General features: G+C 65.6%; 13 protein-coding genes. 9 read left to right on the top strand and 4 right to left on the bottom strand.

Features of this window, described 5'->3' with window-relative positions:
* Positions 1-65: 65 nt before the first annotated feature.
* From RIdsm_RS21405 to RIdsm_RS21390, 4 genes are all read left to right on the top strand, one after another.
* Complete coding sequence (locus RIdsm_RS21405; protein ID WP_057818299.1) at positions 66-1,220, top strand: aromatic ring-hydroxylating oxygenase subunit alpha; 1,155 nt, start codon at positions 66-68, stop codon at positions 1,218-1,220.
* Positions 1,217-2,407 (top strand): aminomethyl transferase family protein, encoded by a 1,191-nt coding sequence (locus tag RIdsm_RS21400; RefSeq protein WP_057818301.1) that lies wholly within the window; start codon positions 1,217-1,219, stop codon positions 2,405-2,407. Before RIdsm_RS21405 ends, RIdsm_RS21400 begins: the two co-directional genes overlap by 4 nt.
* Before the next feature lie 61 nt (positions 2,408-2,468).
* Positions 2,469-3,395, top strand: a complete 927-nt coding sequence (locus RIdsm_RS21395) for a DMT family transporter (protein ID WP_057818303.1) — start codon at positions 2,469-2,471, stop codon at positions 3,393-3,395.
* Positions 3,392-4,309 (top strand): alpha/beta hydrolase, encoded by a 918-nt coding sequence (locus RIdsm_RS21390; protein WP_057818305.1) that lies wholly within the window; start codon positions 3,392-3,394, stop codon positions 4,307-4,309. Before RIdsm_RS21395 ends, RIdsm_RS21390 begins: the two co-directional genes overlap by 4 nt.
* 16 nt (positions 4,310-4,325) lie before the next feature.
* On the opposite strand, the gene RIdsm_RS21385 is transcribed toward RIdsm_RS21390, so the two are convergent.
* The gene (locus tag RIdsm_RS21385; RefSeq protein ID WP_057818306.1) at positions 4,326-5,102 is read right to left on the bottom strand and encodes an SDR family NAD(P)-dependent oxidoreductase; all 777 of its coding nucleotides are present in this window, start codon (positions 5,100-5,102) and stop codon (positions 4,326-4,328) included.
* Positions 5,095-5,883 carry an MBL fold metallo-hydrolase gene (locus RIdsm_RS21380; protein ID WP_057818307.1) on the bottom strand — a complete coding sequence of 263 codons (789 nt, stop codon included), beginning with the start codon at positions 5,881-5,883 and terminating at the stop codon, positions 5,095-5,097. Before RIdsm_RS21380 ends, RIdsm_RS21385 begins: the two co-directional genes overlap by 8 nt.
* Before the next feature lie 412 nt (positions 5,884-6,295).
* On the opposite strand from RIdsm_RS21380, the gene RIdsm_RS21375 reads away from it, so the two are divergent.
* The 5 genes from RIdsm_RS21375 to RIdsm_RS21355 all read left to right on the top strand — a co-directional run bounded on the left by RIdsm_RS21375 (position 6,296) and on the right by RIdsm_RS21355 (position 13,165).
* Positions 6,296-7,240: an ABC transporter substrate-binding protein gene (locus RIdsm_RS21375; RefSeq protein WP_057818308.1), complete on the top strand. Its 945-nt coding sequence runs from the start codon at positions 6,296-6,298 to the stop codon at positions 7,238-7,240.
* Positions 7,241-7,360: 120 nt separating this feature from the next.
* A complete protein-coding gene (locus RIdsm_RS21370) occupies positions 7,361-8,428 on the top strand; it encodes a quaternary amine ABC transporter ATP-binding protein (RefSeq protein ID WP_057818309.1) in 1,068 nt (355 codons plus the stop codon).
* The gene (locus tag RIdsm_RS21365; RefSeq protein WP_057818310.1) at positions 8,425-10,500 is read left to right on the top strand and encodes an ABC transporter permease; all 2,076 of its coding nucleotides are present in this window, start codon (positions 8,425-8,427) and stop codon (positions 10,498-10,500) included. Before RIdsm_RS21370 ends, RIdsm_RS21365 begins: the two co-directional genes overlap by 4 nt.
* A gap of 12 nt (positions 10,501-10,512) precedes the next feature.
* A complete protein-coding gene (locus RIdsm_RS21360) occupies positions 10,513-11,949 on the top strand; it encodes an amidase (protein WP_057818312.1) in 1,437 nt (478 codons plus the stop codon).
* A 22-nt stretch (positions 11,950-11,971) separates the two neighbouring features.
* A complete protein-coding gene (locus RIdsm_RS21355; protein ID WP_057818314.1) occupies positions 11,972-13,165 on the top strand; it encodes an iron-containing alcohol dehydrogenase in 1,194 nt (397 codons plus the stop codon).
* Here RIdsm_RS21355 and betA read toward each other — a convergent pair.
* Positions 13,162-14,874 carry a choline dehydrogenase gene (betA, locus tag RIdsm_RS21350; protein WP_057818316.1) on the bottom strand — a complete coding sequence of 571 codons (1,713 nt, stop codon included), beginning with the start codon at positions 14,872-14,874 and terminating at the stop codon, positions 13,162-13,164. The genes RIdsm_RS21355 and betA overlap by 4 nt on opposite strands.
* Positions 14,871-15,245 carry a cupin domain-containing protein gene (locus tag RIdsm_RS21345; RefSeq protein WP_057818318.1) on the bottom strand — a complete coding sequence of 125 codons (375 nt, stop codon included), beginning with the start codon at positions 15,243-15,245 and terminating at the stop codon, positions 14,871-14,873. The genes betA and RIdsm_RS21345 overlap by 4 nt, the downstream gene beginning before the upstream one ends.
* Between the last annotated feature and the right edge of the window lie 43 nt (positions 15,246-15,288).

Here is a 15,288-nt window from a genome sequence, read left to right as displayed (position 1 = left end):
CAGCGTTTGTCAGGATCCATGATTATTCTGTCTAATGTCACTAGACAAGGAAGCAGGAGCCACCGATGAACCTACCCCTTCTCAACCTGATGCCCGGCGACGCGCCGTTTCGCGCCGATCCGGCGGAATCCTACACCCTTCCGGCGCGTTTTTATCATGACCCCGAAATCTGGGCGCATGAGAAAGAGGCGATCTTCTACAAGACGTGGAACTATGCCGGCCATGTGAGCCAGGTTGCCGAGCCCGGCCAGTTCCTGACGGTGCGCATTCACGAGCAGAACATCTTCGTGGCGCGCACCCGCACGGGCGAGTTGCGGGCGTTCTACAACGTCTGTCCGCACCGGGGGCACGAGCTGCTGTCGGGGACGGGGAAGAAGAACATCATCACCTGCCCGTATCACGCCTGGGCGTTCGATTTCGACGGCACGCTCAAGTCGGCGCGGAACACGGAAGAGGTGAAGGGCTTCAAGCGCGAGGAGTTCTCTCTGCGGCCGGTGCAGGTCGAGGTGTTCTGCGGGCTCGTTCTGGTCAACCTCGACCCCGGGGCGACGCCTTTCGCCGAGCAGATGGGCGACCTCGAAAAGGAAATCCGGCATTTCGTGCCTTCGGTCGACGACCTGCAATTCGCGCAGCGCGACAGCTATGACGTGAAAGCCAACTGGAAGGTGATGATCGACAACTTCCTCGAATGCTATCACTGCCACCCGGCGCACAAGGATTTCGTCGACCTGGTGGACATGGACAGTTATCGCACAGTGACCTGCGGGCTGTATTCCAGCCAGTGCGCGGGCAAGCCCCGCTCGGTCAATTCCCGCGCGTTCAGCTTCACGCCGGGCGATGTCGATTTCGGCTATGCCGGCTGGTATGTCTGGCCCAACTTCACCATCTGGGCCTATCCGGGCGAAGCGAACCTGTCGGTGTTGCAGATGAACCCCACCGCCCCCGACCAATGCGTCGAGTACCAGGATTGGTTCGTGAAGGATGGCGAGGTGACCCAGCAGCTGCGCGACGCGATCAACTACCAGATCGACGTGCTGCAGCCCGAGGATATCGGCCTGTGCGAGAGCGTGCAGAAGGGGCTGAAATCTTCCGGGTATAACCAGGGCCGGTTCGTGGTGGATTCCGGCAAGACCGAGCTGAGCGAGCATGCTGTGCACCATTTCCAGAAACTGGTGGCCGACGCGCTTGGTGCCAATCTTGATCCGGATGCGGACCAATGATGACTTCGAGCGACGGGAAAACCCGTGACCTGATCACCTCGCGCCCCGGTGCGGGGTGGGATTTCAACATGCGCCGGCATGTCTATCATGACATCGAGGCGAAGCACGGGCCGCATTACACGGTCTATAACCGCCGGTTCATGTGCGTCTGCATGGACGACCTGCCGACCGACGAAGGGTATTGGCTGCTGCGGACGAAGGCGGCTTGCCTGCATACCGGCGAATGGCCGATCGAGTTTGTCGGGCCGGATGCCGAGAAGCTGATGGATTACCTTTTCATCAACAACATCGCGAAGGTGAAACCGGGGCGGTGTGGCTATGGCATCGCCTGTTTTGACGATGGCGGGCTGATCGTGGACGGGGTGTTCGTAAGGCTGGCCGAGGACCGGTTCTGGTACGTGCAGGCGGATGGCGATTTCGTCAACTGGGCCCGGGCGCATGCCAAGGGGATGGATGTGAAGATCATCGACCCCCAGGTGAATGTCAGCCAGATCCAGGGGCCCGCCGCGATGGAGATTCTCGAGGCGGCGGCGAAGGATGGCCTGCCCGACCGCTTCGGCTATTTCGGCAGCGCCTGGGTGGATTTCGGCGGGCAGACCGTTCTTATCACCCGCACCGGCTATACCAACGAGCTGGGCTGGGAGTTCTACACCGAGCCGCATCACGACCCGGCCGAGCTTTGGGCGCATCTGGAGCGGGCGGGCGCGCCGCATGGGCTGCGCATGTTCGGGCTGGATTCGATGAATATCCGGCGGATCGAGGCGGGTATCCTCAACGCCGGGTCGGATTTCGACGAAACAACCACGCCTTTCGACGTGGGCTTGGGCCGGTTCGCCGACATGGACAAGGCCGATTTCATCGGCAAGGCGGCGTTGGAGAAAGCCGACAAGGCTCAGCGCCTGCACGGGATCCTGTGCCCCGAGGGCGAGCCGCGCGTGAACGGCCGGGTCGAATGGAACGGCCGAGTGGCCGGGCGGGTCACCGCGGGCGTGACCTCGCCCTATCTCGGGCACGGGATCGGCTATGCGCTGATGGACACGGCCGAGGCCGGGCCGGGCACCGAGCTGTTGGTCGAGGGCAATGACGGCAAGATGTATGCCGCGACGCTGGCCGAGACGCCGCTTTACGACAAGGCCTGCGAGATCCCGCGCGGGAAGCTGGTGGATATCCCCGAGCGGGCGGCGTAAAGCTTGGGACGGGGCGGTATGGAACCGCCCCGGACGACGGGGTGACAGGAGGCCGGCAAGGATGGACCGCGCGGCAACCGGATCGGACAGGATCGCAGTGCTCGCGGGGCTTTTCGCGGGGCTCTGCTGGGGCGTCTACTGGCTTCCGCTACGCATTGTCGAACAGGGCGGGGTCGAGGCCGCATGGGCCATGGCGCTGTTCACGGGTGTGCCCGCGATCCTGAGCCTGCCGGCGATCTGGTTTCTTCGGCTTGATTATGCCCGGGGCGGGCGGGCGCTGTTGGGGGGTATCCTGGGCGGTGTGGCCTTTGCCCTTTACGCGGCCTCGCTGCTTTATACCGAGGTCGTCCGCGCGATCCTTCTTTTTTACCTGATGCCGATCTGGGGCTTCCTGTTGGGCTGGGTGTTCCTGGGGGACCGGATGACGTGGTCGCGCTGGCTGGCGATCGGGCTTGGCATCGTGGGCATGACCGTGATCTTCGCGCAGGATACCGGCATACCGTGGCCGCGCAATGCGGGCGACTGGTGCGGGCTGGTCTCGGGCATGTTCTGGGCGTTGGGGTGCACCCTGATCCTGACCGGCGGGGGGCGCGTGCGGGCCGCCACGCACACGGTCAACTTTTTCGTGGTCGCGGCGATCGTATCGCTCGTTGTTGCGCTGATGGGCACCGCCCAGGGCCGGGTCGTGCCGCCCGAGGCGGGCGACATCGGCAAGGTGTTGATCTGGTTCCTGCCGATCACGATCCTGCTGATCCTGCCAAGCGGGTTTGCCACGATCTTCGCGCCGACCCGGCTCAACCCCGGGGTGGTGGGGTTCCTGTTCATGACCGAGGTTGTCGTGGCCGCGGTGTCGGCGGCGATCTGGTCGGGTGAGCGGTTCGGCATCCGCGAGATGATCGGTTTGCCGCTGATCATGTCGGCGGGCTTGATCGAACCGGTGCTGATGACATGGCGCGGCCGCCGCGCGCAAGTGGAGGGTACGGCATGAGCCGCGATTACATGAGTGAGGCGGCGCGCGCCTTTCTGGAACAGCCGGTGCCGGACGACCTGGGGCCGCTGGGGCCGGACACCGTTGGGGCGTATCGGAAGATGGCGAAGGACGAGTTCCTGCCGAGGTCAGAGCGGGCCGTGGCGGGGTATGGCGTGACGGTGGCGGAGGTCGAGATCGGCGGTGTGCCCTGTCTAGATATCCTGCCGCCCGGGGGCGAGCCCATCGGCACGGTGCTTTACTGCTACGGCGGTGGCTACGTGACGGGGAGCGCGCGGGAAGACCTGATCGTCAGCGCCGGGCTGTGCCGTCATTCCGGGGCGCGGGTGGTGGCGGTGGATTACCGTTTGGCGCCCGAACATCCCTATCCGGCGGCCATCGAGGATGGGGCGGCGGTCTATGATGTACTCTGCCGTGAGGCGGGGGCGTTCGGCATCGCCGGAGAATCCGCGGGCGGCAACATGGCGCTGGCGCTGATGCAGCGGGCAAGCGCCGAGGGTCTTTTCCTGCCGGTGGCGGCGGTGCTTTTGTCGCCGTGGTGCGACCTGGCCCATGGCGGGGACAGCGTGCAGGCCAATGACGGGCGCGACCCGACGCTCGACCTGGCCTTCGTCGAGGCCGCCGCGAAGATGTATGCGGGAGAGACGCGGCGCGAGGCGCCGGGCGTGTCACCCATTGGCGGGGGCTTCGGGCCGGAGTTTCCGCCGACGCTTGTCACCACCGGCACGCGCGACCTGTTGATGAGCCCGAGCATCGAGGTGACCCGACGGATGCGGGCGGCCGGGGTATCGGTCGATCTGGATGTGTATGACGGGCTTTGGCACGTCTTCGAGTTCTACGACGAGTTACCCGAGGCCGCGGAATCGCTAAGCCGGTGCGGCGCGCACCTGGCGCGACACATGAGCGGGGGCTGAGGACATGCCCGGCATCTCACCAATGCGCGCCGGCATTGACCGAGATGTCCTCCATCGTCAGGGCCGGCGCGGCATCGGAGCACAGGAAGGCCACAAGCGCGGCGATTTCCTCGGGCTGGACGAGGCGGTTCTGGGGGTTGGCCTTTGCCAGTGCCGTGATCTCGTCGTCGACGCTGTGGCCGTGTTCCTTCGCCATGATCGCGGCGCTGCTGCGCAGCATTTCGGTTTCCACCCAGGTCGGGCTGACCGAGACGCAGCTGACCCCGTGCGGCGCGCCTTCCAGCGCGACGGCGCGGGTGAGGCCCAGCAGCCCGGCCTTGGAGGCGCAATAGGCCGGGTGGTCGGCCACGGCGGATTTCGCGGCGGTCGAGGCGATGTTGACGATGCGGCCCCAGCCGCGTTCGATCATGCCCGGCAGGGTGGCGCGCGTGGTCAGGAACGGGCCGGTGAGGTTGGTGTCGATCACGTCGGTCCAGGCTTTCAGGTCATGGCCGGTGACGGTGTGGTGAATGGTGATGCCGGCGGCGTTGACGAGGATGTCGATGGGGCCGCATGTGGTTTCGACGGCGTTGCAGAAGGTCTCGACAGAGGTCTCGTCGCAGACGTCGAGCTTTGCGACGAACGTATCCGGCCCGACTTCTTTCGCCGCCATCTCGTGCATGGCCGGGTCGTCGCCGCGCCGCGCGCCGATGGCCACCCTGTGCCCGTCGGCGTTCAGTTTCTTCGCGATCGACAGCCCGATCCCGGCCAGCCCGCCGGTGACGACGGCCACTCTTTGAGGTGCTTCAGCCATTCTTTGACTCCTTGTTCATTTCGCCCGCGATCCATGCGTCGGGATCGCCCACGCGCCGGCCGCCTGCGAGGTATTCGTCGATGATTTCGATCATGCGGTCTTGCCCGAAGGACTCGAAATGGCCGGCGTGGACGCGGGTCACGGGCAATTCCCGCAACCGGGCGTGCGACTCTTTCAGAACCTCGGCCTCCGAATGGTAGAGATCGTCGATCAGCGCACCGTCATAGACGACGTCGCCGCTGAAGAGCAGGCCGGTCGCGGCCTCGTAAAGCGCGATCGAGCCGGGGGAGTGGCCGGGCAGGTGGAAGACCTTGAAGGCCCGGTCGCCCAGGTCGACCACGTCGCCTTCGTCGAGCAGGCGGGTCAGGGGGGCGGGCTTCACCTCGAACTGATCGTGGCTGAAGCCTTCCCAGGGCAGGGCGGTGAAGGTCTCGGCGCGGACATAGCCGGTGTCGGCCACGGTGTTGGCGGCGTCGGGGTGCGCGATGATCTCGGCCTCGGTGTGGTGGCCGCAACGGTCGTGGAACTGGTGCAGACCGGCGGAATGGTCAAAATGGCTGTGGGTCATGATCGCCGTGATCGGGCGGTCGCCGAGGCGGGCGACCTCTTCGACCAGCGGGCGCAGGCCCATGCCGGTGTCGATGATCAGGTCGCGGTCGCGGCCCTGCACGTGCCAGATGTTGCAGCGCAGCCAGTCCGCGACGTGGATTTCGTGAATGCGCGAGACACCCTCGCCAAGCGTTTCGACGCCATACCAGTCTTTCGCTACGCGCAGCGCCATCGGATTGATCCTTTCCGCGGGAATGGTTTGCCGGGCGAACCTAGCGCGGGGCCGTGGGCTTCGCCACCACTTAGGTCGGGCCTCCCGTGCGGCGGGTCCGCGAATCATGTGTCCGGGCCGGTGCGGCGAAAGGAAGCGGGCTTCCCGATAGGCGGGAAAATCCCCGCTGAACAACACTTTAAGCTGAAAAATTCACGGTCGGTCCGCACGGTATCGCACGGCCCTGGCCATGTAACGCAAGGGGATCGCGGCAATCAGCCCAATCAGCGGGCGCTGACCCGCGTGGCCCGGCCGCCCCCCTGAATTTCCACGATTTTTGGGATGAATACTTGCGGGATGTGTGGTTCCATACGCCCATGAGCGAAAGCCAGAACAACAAAAAACTGCTTCAGACCACTAGGGAGATCAAGACATGAAGATGAAGTCACTGTTCTTTGCCGCCGGTATCGCGCTTGCCGGGGCCGGCAGCGCCTATGCCGACTCGAGCGATCCGATCAAGATTCCGATCAACGAATGGACGGGTCAGCACATCTCGGCCCATATCCTCGGGTCGCTGTTCGAAAAGGCCGGCTATTCGGTCGAATACGTCACCGCCGGGGCCGTGCCGCAATACGCGGCCATCTCGCAGGGTGACCTGCATGTTCAGCCCGAAGTCTGGACGAACAACGTGGGCGACATCTATCCCAAGGCCGTCGAGTCGGGCGATATCGTCGTCGTGGGCCAGCTTGGCCTGACGCCGCAGGAGGGCTGGATCTACCCGCCCTACATGGAAGAGCAGTGCCCGGGCCTGCCGAGCTACGAGGCGCTTTATGACTGCGCGCAGGCCTTCGCCTCGCCCGACACGTTTCCCAAGGGACGGCTGATCACCTACCCGGCTGACTGGGGCACGCGGTCGAAGGACGTGGTCGGCCAGATCGACATTCCGTTCGAGCCGGTCGCCGGCGGCAGCGAAGGCGCCATGATCGCCGAGATCAAGTCGGCCGTCGCGGCGGAGAAGCCGATGCTGATGATGTTCTGGCAGCCGCACTGGCTTTTTGCCGAGAACGAGTTCAACTGGGTCGAGTGGGACGAGGCCGACGGCGAATGCGTCGAGGAATCGGGGCAGAGCAAAGGCAATGCCTGCGGCTTCCAGCAGGCCAGCATCGACAAGGTCGCGAACAAGGATTTCGCCAGTACCTGGCCGGGCGCCGCGGCGCTGTTCGAAGCGTTCTCGATCGACAACGATACCCAGAACACGCTGATGAACGAAATCGACCAGAAGGGCCGCGAGCTTGAAGACGTGATCGCGGAATGGGTCGACGCCAACGAAGAAACCTGGGCCCCCTGGGTCGAGGCGGCGGAAGCGGCCAAGAACTGATTGGTATCGTCGGAACCGGCCCTGCCACTGGCGGGGCCTGACAGAATGGCCCGGCCTTTGGGCCGGGCCATGTTCTTTTGAAAGCGGACCGGAACAAGCCGCGCGGGGAGATTACGGGCAATGGGCGACGAGAAAAACGATGTGAAGCTGTCGTGCAGGCATCTGTGGAAAGTCTACAGGGGCTCATCGGCGCCCTACTTCAAGTCGGAGGTCGGCAAGACGGGTGTGCGCGAGTTGTCGGAGCGGATGCGCGACGATGGGGCGATCCCGGCGGCGGCCGACGTGAATTTCGACGTCCACGTGGGCGAGATCTTCGTCATCATGGGGCTTTCCGGCTCTGGCAAGTCGACCGTCGTGCGGTGCCTGTCGCGGCTGATCGAGGCCACCCATGGCGAGGTGGTTCTGGATGGCGAGGACCTGCTGAAGAAGTCCGACAAGGACCTGATCGATATCCGCCGGCACAAGATGGGCATGGTGTTCCAGAATTTTGGTCTGATGCCGCACTTGAGCGTGTTCGACAACATCGCGTTTCCGCTGTCTTTGCAGGGCCTTCCGCGCAAGGAACAGATCGAAAAGGCCCAGCGGGTGATCGAGCTTGTGGGGCTGGAAGGGCGCGAGACCGCGTTCCCGAGGCAGCTTTCGGGCGGTCAGCAACAGCGGGTGGGCATTGCCCGGTCGCTGGCGATCGAGCCGGAAATCTGGTTCCTCGACGAGCCGTTCTCGGCGCTCGACCCGCTGATCCGGCGGCAGATGCAGGACGAGTTCCTGCGCATCCAGCGCTCGCTTCAGAAGTCCATCGTGTTCATCACCCACGATTTCCTCGAGGCGCTGCGCATCGCCGACCGGATGATGATCATGCGCGACGGCATGGTGGTGCAGATGGGTACCCCGGCCGAGTTGATCGTGAACCCGGCGGATGATTACGTGGCGGAGTTCACCGAGGAAGTGCCGATGGTGCGCGTGCTCAAGGCCGAGAACGTCATCGACCGCGAGGCCTCCCCGCAGGACAGCATGCCGCAGCAAGACAGCGATTGCAGTGTCGAGCAGCTTCTGCCGCTGCTGGCCTCGCACAAGGAGGGCATCCGCATCATGCGCGATGGTTCGGTCCTTGGCGTGGTGACCTCCTCCAGCGTGATCGCGGCGCTGGCGCATCAGGATACGAACCGAGGGGCGGAGGTGCCGGCGTGAGCAAGCTTCAGAGCCCCTTTACCCTAGCGTGGTGCGCGCTGATTGCGCTGACGCTGGTGTTTCTCGCGGTGCAGGGTTCGGCCGGCTGGCTGGTGGCCTATCCCGAGGACTGGGTCGTGCCGATCACGCCGCTTCTCAACAGCTTCATGGACTGGTGCGTCGACATGTTCGGGCCGTTCTTCCGGGCGTTTTCCGCCGCGCTTGACGTGCCGATGACGGCGGTGCGCGAGTTTCTGAACTGGTTGCCGTGGTCGGTGACGCTGACGCTGGTGACCTTTGCGGCCTTTGCCGTGTCGGGCTGGCAGCTGGCGGTCTTTTCGTTCTTGTCGGTGCTTTACATGGTGGTGATCGGCTATTGGCACGAGTCGATGAACTCGCTGGCGCTGGTGGCGATTTCGGTGCCGCTGGCGGTGTTCGTGGGCTTCGCGCTGGGGACCTTGGCGTTCTATTCCGAACGGGCGGAACGGATGATCCGGCCGACGATGGATTTGCTGCAGACGGTGCCGGCCTTTGCCTATCTGTTGCCGATCCTTCTGCTTTTCGGGTTCGGCCCGGTGGTGGGCCTGATCGCGAGTGTGCTTTACGCGTTCCCGCCAACGGTACGGAACACCATGCTGGGCCTGCGGCGCGTGCCGCAGGAGGTGATCGAGGCGGGGCTGATGTCGGGCGCGACGGGGCCGCAGCTTTTCTGGCGGGTCCGGGTGCCGAGCGCGATGCGGCAGATCCTGCTGGGGGTGAACCAGACGACGATGGCGGCGTTCTCGATGGTGATCATCGCATCGATCATCGGCGGAACGGCCGATATCGGGTGGGAGGTGCTGTCGACTATGCGCAAGGCGCAGTTCGGCGAAAGCCTTCTGGCGGGGATCGTGATCGCGTTGATGGCGATGGTGATGGACCGGATCACGGCGGCCGCCGCCACCGCCGAGCCGAAGGAACCGGTGCTCGACGAGAGTTTCGTGTCGCGGCACCGGGTGTGGATCATCGCGGCGGCGCTGGGTGTTGGCGTCGCGCTGCTTGCGCAGATGCTGCCGTTCCTGAACGAGTATCCGCGGTCATGGGAGATCTTCCCGGCCCGGTACCTCAACGATGCGGTCACCTATATCGTGGTCGAGTACGCCGACCTGATTTCGATGATCAAGACCGCGGCGTTCTTCTTCGTCATGCTGCCGGTGAAGATCGGGCTGACGGAAACCATCTCGCCCTACACCTGGGGGTTCGAGTTCACCACCACGCTGAAACTTGCCTATGTGGCCGCCGCGGTGGCGCTGGTTCTGTGGTCGGCCTGGCGGCAGGGGATCGGCGCGGCGCTGTTCGTGGCGTTTTGCGCGACGTTGCTGTACTTCGGGCTGACACGCCTGCCCTGGCTCACGCTGCTGGCGATGGCGACGTTGCTGAGCTGGCAACTGGCCGGGCCGAAACTGGCGTTGGGTACGGTCATCGGGCTGGGCTTCATCATCGTTTCGGGCGTCTGGCCGCAGGCGTTGCTGTCGATCTACCTTTGCGGGCTGGCGGTTCTGCTGTCCTTCGCGATCGGGGCGACGCTGGGGATTCTGGCGTCGGAGTTCGACGGGCTCTCTGCCGCGCTGCGCCCGTTCAACGACACGCTTCAGACCATGCCGCTTTTCGTGTTGCTGATCCCGTTCCTGATGATCTTCAAGATCGGCGAGTTCACGGCGCTTCTGGCGATCATGGCCTATGCCATCGTGCCGGCGATCCGCTATGCCGAGCACGGGCTGCGCAGCATTCCCGCGCATGTGATCGAGGCGGCGACGGCGATCGGGTGTACGCGGTCGCAGTTATTGTGGCGGGTCAAGCTGCCGCTGGCGCTACCGGTGATGATGCTGGGTCTGAACCAGACGATCATGTTCGGGATTGCCATGCTGGTGATTGCCGCGCTGGTGGGCACGAACGGGCTGGGCCAGCGGGTGTATATCGGGCTGGGCGACGGTGATTTCGGTGTCGGCATCGTGGCCGGGCTAGGCATGGCGATCATCGCCATGATCGCCGACCGGATGACGCAGGCGTGGAGCCAGAAACGCCAGAAGGAACTGGGGCTGTCGTCCGAGTAGGCAGGTGATGCGGTGCTGACATCCGAGGAATATCGCAGGCAGGATGCGACCGGGCTGGCCGCGCTTGTGCGGTCGGGCGAGGTGAGCGGGGCCGAGCTGCTCGATGTCGCGCTGGCCGAGATCGACCGGCTTGACCCGTCGCTCAACGCCGTGGTGGCACGGAACGATGCGGCGGCGCGGGAGGCGGCGGAGACCGTCGACAAGGCGGCGCCTTTCGCCGGGGTGCCATTTCTGGCCAAGGACATCAATGTCGACGTGGCCGGGTTTCGGACGACCCATGCGTGCCGCTTCTTCGCCGAGGCGCCGGTGGCGACCGAAGACAGCGCGCTGGTGCGGCGCTGGCGGGCGGCGGGGCTGGTCATTCCCGGGCGGACGAACACGCCGGAATTTGCCACGGATTACGTCTGCGAGCCCGAGCTGTTCGGGCCGACGCGCAACCCGTGGGATTTGACGCGCACACCGGGCGGGTCGAGCGGCGGGGCGGCGGCCGCAGTTGCCGCAGGGATGGTGCCGATGGCGCATGCGAGCGATTCCGGCGGGTCGATCCGGGTGCCGGCGGCCTGTTGCGGGCTGTTCGGGTTCAAGCCGTCGGGCGGGGTGATTGCCAGCGGGTCGCCGATGGGGCCGCTGGTGGGCGGGATCAATGTCGATCACGTGGTATCGCGGTCGGTGCGGGATTCCGCGGGGATGCTTGCCGCGACCGCAGCCCCGGAAGCGGGGCAGCCGGTGCCGTGGCGGGCGGTGCCGGATGACCTGGTGGCGTCGCTGTCACAGGCGCCGGAGGGATTGCGCGTTGGCGTGGTGGTGAGCTCGCCGGCGGGGCATGCGCCGGACCAGGCGACGCATGAGGCTGTCGCCAAGACCCGCGCGTTGCTGGAAGAGCTTGGGCACAAGACGGACGAGTTTCACTGGCCCGACGATGTCGATCCGTTCGATTGTTCGCTGCCTTTCTGGGCGAGTGAGATAGCGGCCGTGGTCGACGCCCGCGCCGCGGCCATTGGCCGCCCGGCCACGGAGGACGAGCTTGGGCCGCTGATCCATTGGTCGGTCGACCAGGCAAGGCGGCTTTCGTCGGTCGACATGGTGCAGGCGCGGATGCGGATGACCGCGATCCGCCGGAAGATCGCGTCGGCGATGGACGATCTGGATGTGCTGTTGTTGCCGGCGCTGACCGAGCCACCCTTGCCGACGGGCCTTCTGAGCGAGCTGATCGAGAGGGATGCCGATGGCTGGGCCGAGCGCTCGTTCCGGTTTGCGCCCTACACGGAGATTTTCAACGTCACCGGCCAGCCCGCCATGTCGATGCCGCTTTACCAGTTTCCCACCGGCTTGCCGCTGGCAGTTCAGATGGTGGGCCATGTCGGCCAAGACGCGGTGATGCTGCGGCTGGCCCGGCAGCTTGAAGAGGCGGCACCGTGGAGTGACCGTCGTCCGCCCGAATTTCCATGACCCTCAGCAAAGGACCCACCGAATGACCGTTGCGCCGATCGAAGACGACCTGCTTGCCCCACAGGACTGGAGCTTTCCGGTGCCGATTGCCTATGGCCCGGGCCGGCTGGCCGAGATGGGCGAGCGCTGTGCGGCGATGGGGCTGAAAAACCCGCTGATCGTGACCGACCGGGGGAGCCGTGACCTGCCCTTCATCGGGCAGTTGCAGGAGGTTCTTGCAGGTGCCGGGCTTGGCTCGGCCGTGTTCTCGGATGTTTCGCCGAACCCGCGCGACGACGAGATCGGTGCAGGCCGGGCAATGTTTCGCGAGGGCGGGCATGACGCGGTGATCGCCATCGGCGGGGGCAGCGCGATGGATGGCGGCAAGTCGGTCTGCCTGACGGCGGCGAACGAGATTGACCTGTGGGATTTCGATTTCGACAAGACGCCGCCGGACATGCGCGGCCAGCCCGCGTTTCCGACGCTTATCTGCATTCCGACGACTGCCGGGACCGGGGCCGAGACGGAAAGCACCGGGATGGTGACCCATGTGGGGCGCGGCATGAAGCTGTGCGTCTGGCATCCGGAGTTGAAGCCGAGCCTGGCGCTGCTCGATCCTGCGCTGACGGTCGGCTTGCCGCGCAACCTGACGGCGTGGACCGGGGCGGACGCACTGACCCATGCGATCGAGGCCTATTCGGTGCCGGGCTTCAACCCGCTATGCGACGGGCTGGCCCTGCAGGCGCTGACGCTGATTGCCCGGTGGCTTCCAGTGGCGGTGGAAGAGCCCGAGAACCTTGAGGCGCGCGGCGGGATGCTGGCGGGGTCGTGCCTTGCCGGGATTGCGTTCCTGAAGGGGCTGGGCATGGTGCACGCCATCTCGCACATGGTGGGGGCGGAGTATGACACCCAGCACGGGTTGACCAATGCGGTCGTGTTGCCGCAGGTGGTGCGGTTCAACCTGCCCGTTCTCGGCGACAAGCCCGCGCGGATGGCCGAGGCGATGGGGCTTGGGGCGTTGTCTGGCGAAGAGTTCGCTAGCCATGTCGAGGGAATTCTCGACGGGCTGGGCATTCCCCGGTCGCTGAAAGAGATCGGCGTGCCCGACGATTGCGCGGCGCGGATTGCCGGGAAGGCCATCCAGGACGTGGCGGCGACCACCAACCCGCGGCAGGCCACGGAGGCGGAGATCCAAGCGCTGATCGAGGCCGCCCTGACACAGGCGCGGCCCGGTTAACCGAGGTCGAAAAAGCTTTCGTCGGTGCCGCCGGATGTCGCCAGGTCGAGCGAAATTTCCTGCGAGCGCTGACGGGTTTTCCATTCCGGATCGACGGGAAGGGGCGCGTCGTCGATGACCATCGGGTCGCGGCCGCGGATGAGGTCTGCCGCCCGTTCCGCCAGCATCAGCGTCGGCGCGTTGAGATCGCCGGCCGTGGCCTGCGGCATGATCGAGCTGTCGACCACGCGCAGGGCTTCGAGACCGTGAACCCGGCAGTCTGGGTCGACCACGGCCAGCGGATCGGTGCCCATCCGGCAGGTGCCGCAGGGGTGGTAGGCGCTTTCGACCTTTTCCTTGATGAAGGCGTCGAGCGCGTCGTCGGATTGGGCGTCGGGGCCGGGGGCCAGTTCTTCGTCGCGGTAGGGGGCGAAGGCGGCTTGCGCGAAGACCTCGCGCGTGAAGCGGATGGCGGCGCGCATCTCTGTCCAGTCGTCGGGGTGGCTCATGTAGTTGAAGCGCACCTTGGGCGGGCCGTCGGGGTTTGCCGGGTCGAGCCGGACCCAGCCGCGGCTTTTCGAGCGTTTCGGGCCGACATGCACCTGGTAGCCGTGGCCTTCGGCCAGCGTGTTGCCGTCGTAGGAGATCGCGATGGGCAGGAAGTGCATTTGCAGGTCGGGATAGCTGATGCCCGCGCGGCTGCGGATATGGGCGCCGGCCTCAAAATGGTTCGAGGCGCCGAGGCCGCCACGGGTGAGCAGCCATTCCAGACCGATCTTGGCCTTGGAGAGAGGCGACTGGGCGCTGAAGAGGGTGATGGGCTGGGTGCAGGCCTGTTGAACGTAGACCTCGAGATGGTCCATCAGGTTTTCGCCAACGCCGGGGAGGGTGTGTTTCGGCGTGATCCCGGCCTCTTTCAGCTCTTCGGGGTTGCCGATGCCGGAGCGCTTGAGCAGCGCGGGCGACATGATGGAGCCGGAGGAGACGATCACCTCTCGCCCGGCCGTGGCGGTCTTGAGCTGGCCGTTATGGCGATACTCGATGCCGGTTGCGCGTGTGCCGTCGAAGAGGATGCGCGTGGCCTGTGCGTAGGTCACCACGCGGACGTTCCCGCGGGCCATGGCAGGGCGGAGATAGGCGCGGGCGGCGGAGCAGCGGACGCCGTTGTCGACGTTCATCTCCATCGGGCCGAACCCTTCGTGCTGGCGGTCGTTCATATTGGCACTGCGGGCGTATCCCGCCTGTACGCCCGCCTCGACGAAAGCGGTGAAGAGCGGGTTCGCCTCCGAGCCGCGGGTGACGTGGATCGGCCCGTCGCGCCCGCGCAGGTCGCCGGGGTCGGAGGCATTCTCGAGCCGCTGGAAGTATGGCAGGACGCTGCGCCAGCCCCAACCGGTTGCGCCGCGGGCCGCCCAGAGTTCGTAATCCATCGGGTTGCCGCGGACCCAGCACATGCCGTTGATCGAGGAAGAGCCGCCCAGCCCCTTGCCGCGGGGCAGGTTCACCCGCCGACCGTCGAGATGCGGTTCGGGCTCGGTGCTGAGGCCCCAGTTGAACCGCTTGGTGTTCATCGGCATCGTGAGCGCGGCGGGCATCCGCACGATCAGCGACCGGTCGTCACCCCCGGCTTCGAGGACGAGGATGCGCGTGCCGGGGTCTTCGCCGAGGCGGTTGGCCAGAACGCACCCGGCGGAACCGGCGCCGACGATGATGTAGTCGTAGTCGCTCATGCGGTGTCCTGCCGGCCGGTCATGACGAAATACTTGATGACCGTCTCGGGCTGGTGCCACGTGCCGGTGAAGCCCTGCGGCAGCAGAAATGCCTGACCCGGCCCGAACTTGTCACGCGAGCCATCGGGATAGATCAGCTCGATATGCCCGGCGATCAGGTACATGAACTCGTCGAATTCGTAATCGGTGATCTGGTCGGTATAGGGCTCGCATTTCCACGTGCCCGCGCGGACATGGGGAGAGGGGCGGTCGACGACGAGGTTCTCCCATTCTGTGGGCGCGGCGACATCGGGGCTGCTCATCGTCATCTGCCGTGGCCCGGCAGCGATCGCGTGGGTTTCGGCGTCGGTCAGGTCGATTGCGCGGATCATCGGCGGCCGCCTCCTTGGGTGATTGGTCCGGTCAGGGGGAGCT

Source organism: Roseovarius indicus (genome assembly GCF_008728195.1).
Classification (GTDB): Bacteria; Pseudomonadota; Alphaproteobacteria; order Rhodobacterales; family Rhodobacteraceae; genus Roseovarius; species Roseovarius indicus.
Note: the sequence above shows the minus strand (reverse complement) of the source record. Positions and strands in the feature narration are given on the sequence as shown.

What these genes read in the sequence shown, in the direction of transcription:
- RIdsm_RS21370 (WP_057818309.1), top strand. Translation starts at nt 7,361, where the DNA reads ATGGGCGACGAGAAAAACGATGTGAAGCTGTCGTGCAGGCATCTGTGG.
- RIdsm_RS21385 (WP_057818306.1), bottom strand. Translation starts at nt 5,102, where the DNA reads ATGGCTGAAGCACCTCAAAGAGTGGCCGTCGTCACCGGCGGGCTGGCC.
- RIdsm_RS21380 (WP_057818307.1), bottom strand. Translation starts at nt 5,883, where the DNA reads ATGGCGCTGCGCGTAGCGAAAGACTGGTATGGCGTCGAAACGCTTGGC.
- RIdsm_RS21400 (WP_057818301.1), top strand. Translation starts at nt 1,217, where the DNA reads ATGATGACTTCGAGCGACGGGAAAACCCGTGACCTGATCACCTCGCGC.
- RIdsm_RS21375 (WP_057818308.1), top strand. Translation starts at nt 6,296, where the DNA reads ATGAAGATGAAGTCACTGTTCTTTGCCGCCGGTATCGCGCTTGCCGGG.
- betA (WP_057818316.1), bottom strand. Translation starts at nt 14,874, where the DNA reads ATGAGCGACTACGACTACATCATCGTCGGCGCCGGTTCCGCCGGGTGC.
- RIdsm_RS21355 (WP_057818314.1), top strand. Translation starts at nt 11,972, where the DNA reads ATGACCGTTGCGCCGATCGAAGACGACCTGCTTGCCCCACAGGACTGG.
- RIdsm_RS21405 (WP_057818299.1), top strand. Translation starts at nt 66, where the DNA reads ATGAACCTACCCCTTCTCAACCTGATGCCCGGCGACGCGCCGTTTCGC.
- RIdsm_RS21395 (WP_057818303.1), top strand. Translation starts at nt 2,469, where the DNA reads ATGGACCGCGCGGCAACCGGATCGGACAGGATCGCAGTGCTCGCGGGG.
- RIdsm_RS21390 (WP_057818305.1), top strand. Translation starts at nt 3,392, where the DNA reads ATGAGCCGCGATTACATGAGTGAGGCGGCGCGCGCCTTTCTGGAACAG.
- RIdsm_RS21345 (WP_057818318.1), bottom strand. Translation starts at nt 15,245, where the DNA reads ATGATCCGCGCAATCGACCTGACCGACGCCGAAACCCACGCGATCGCT.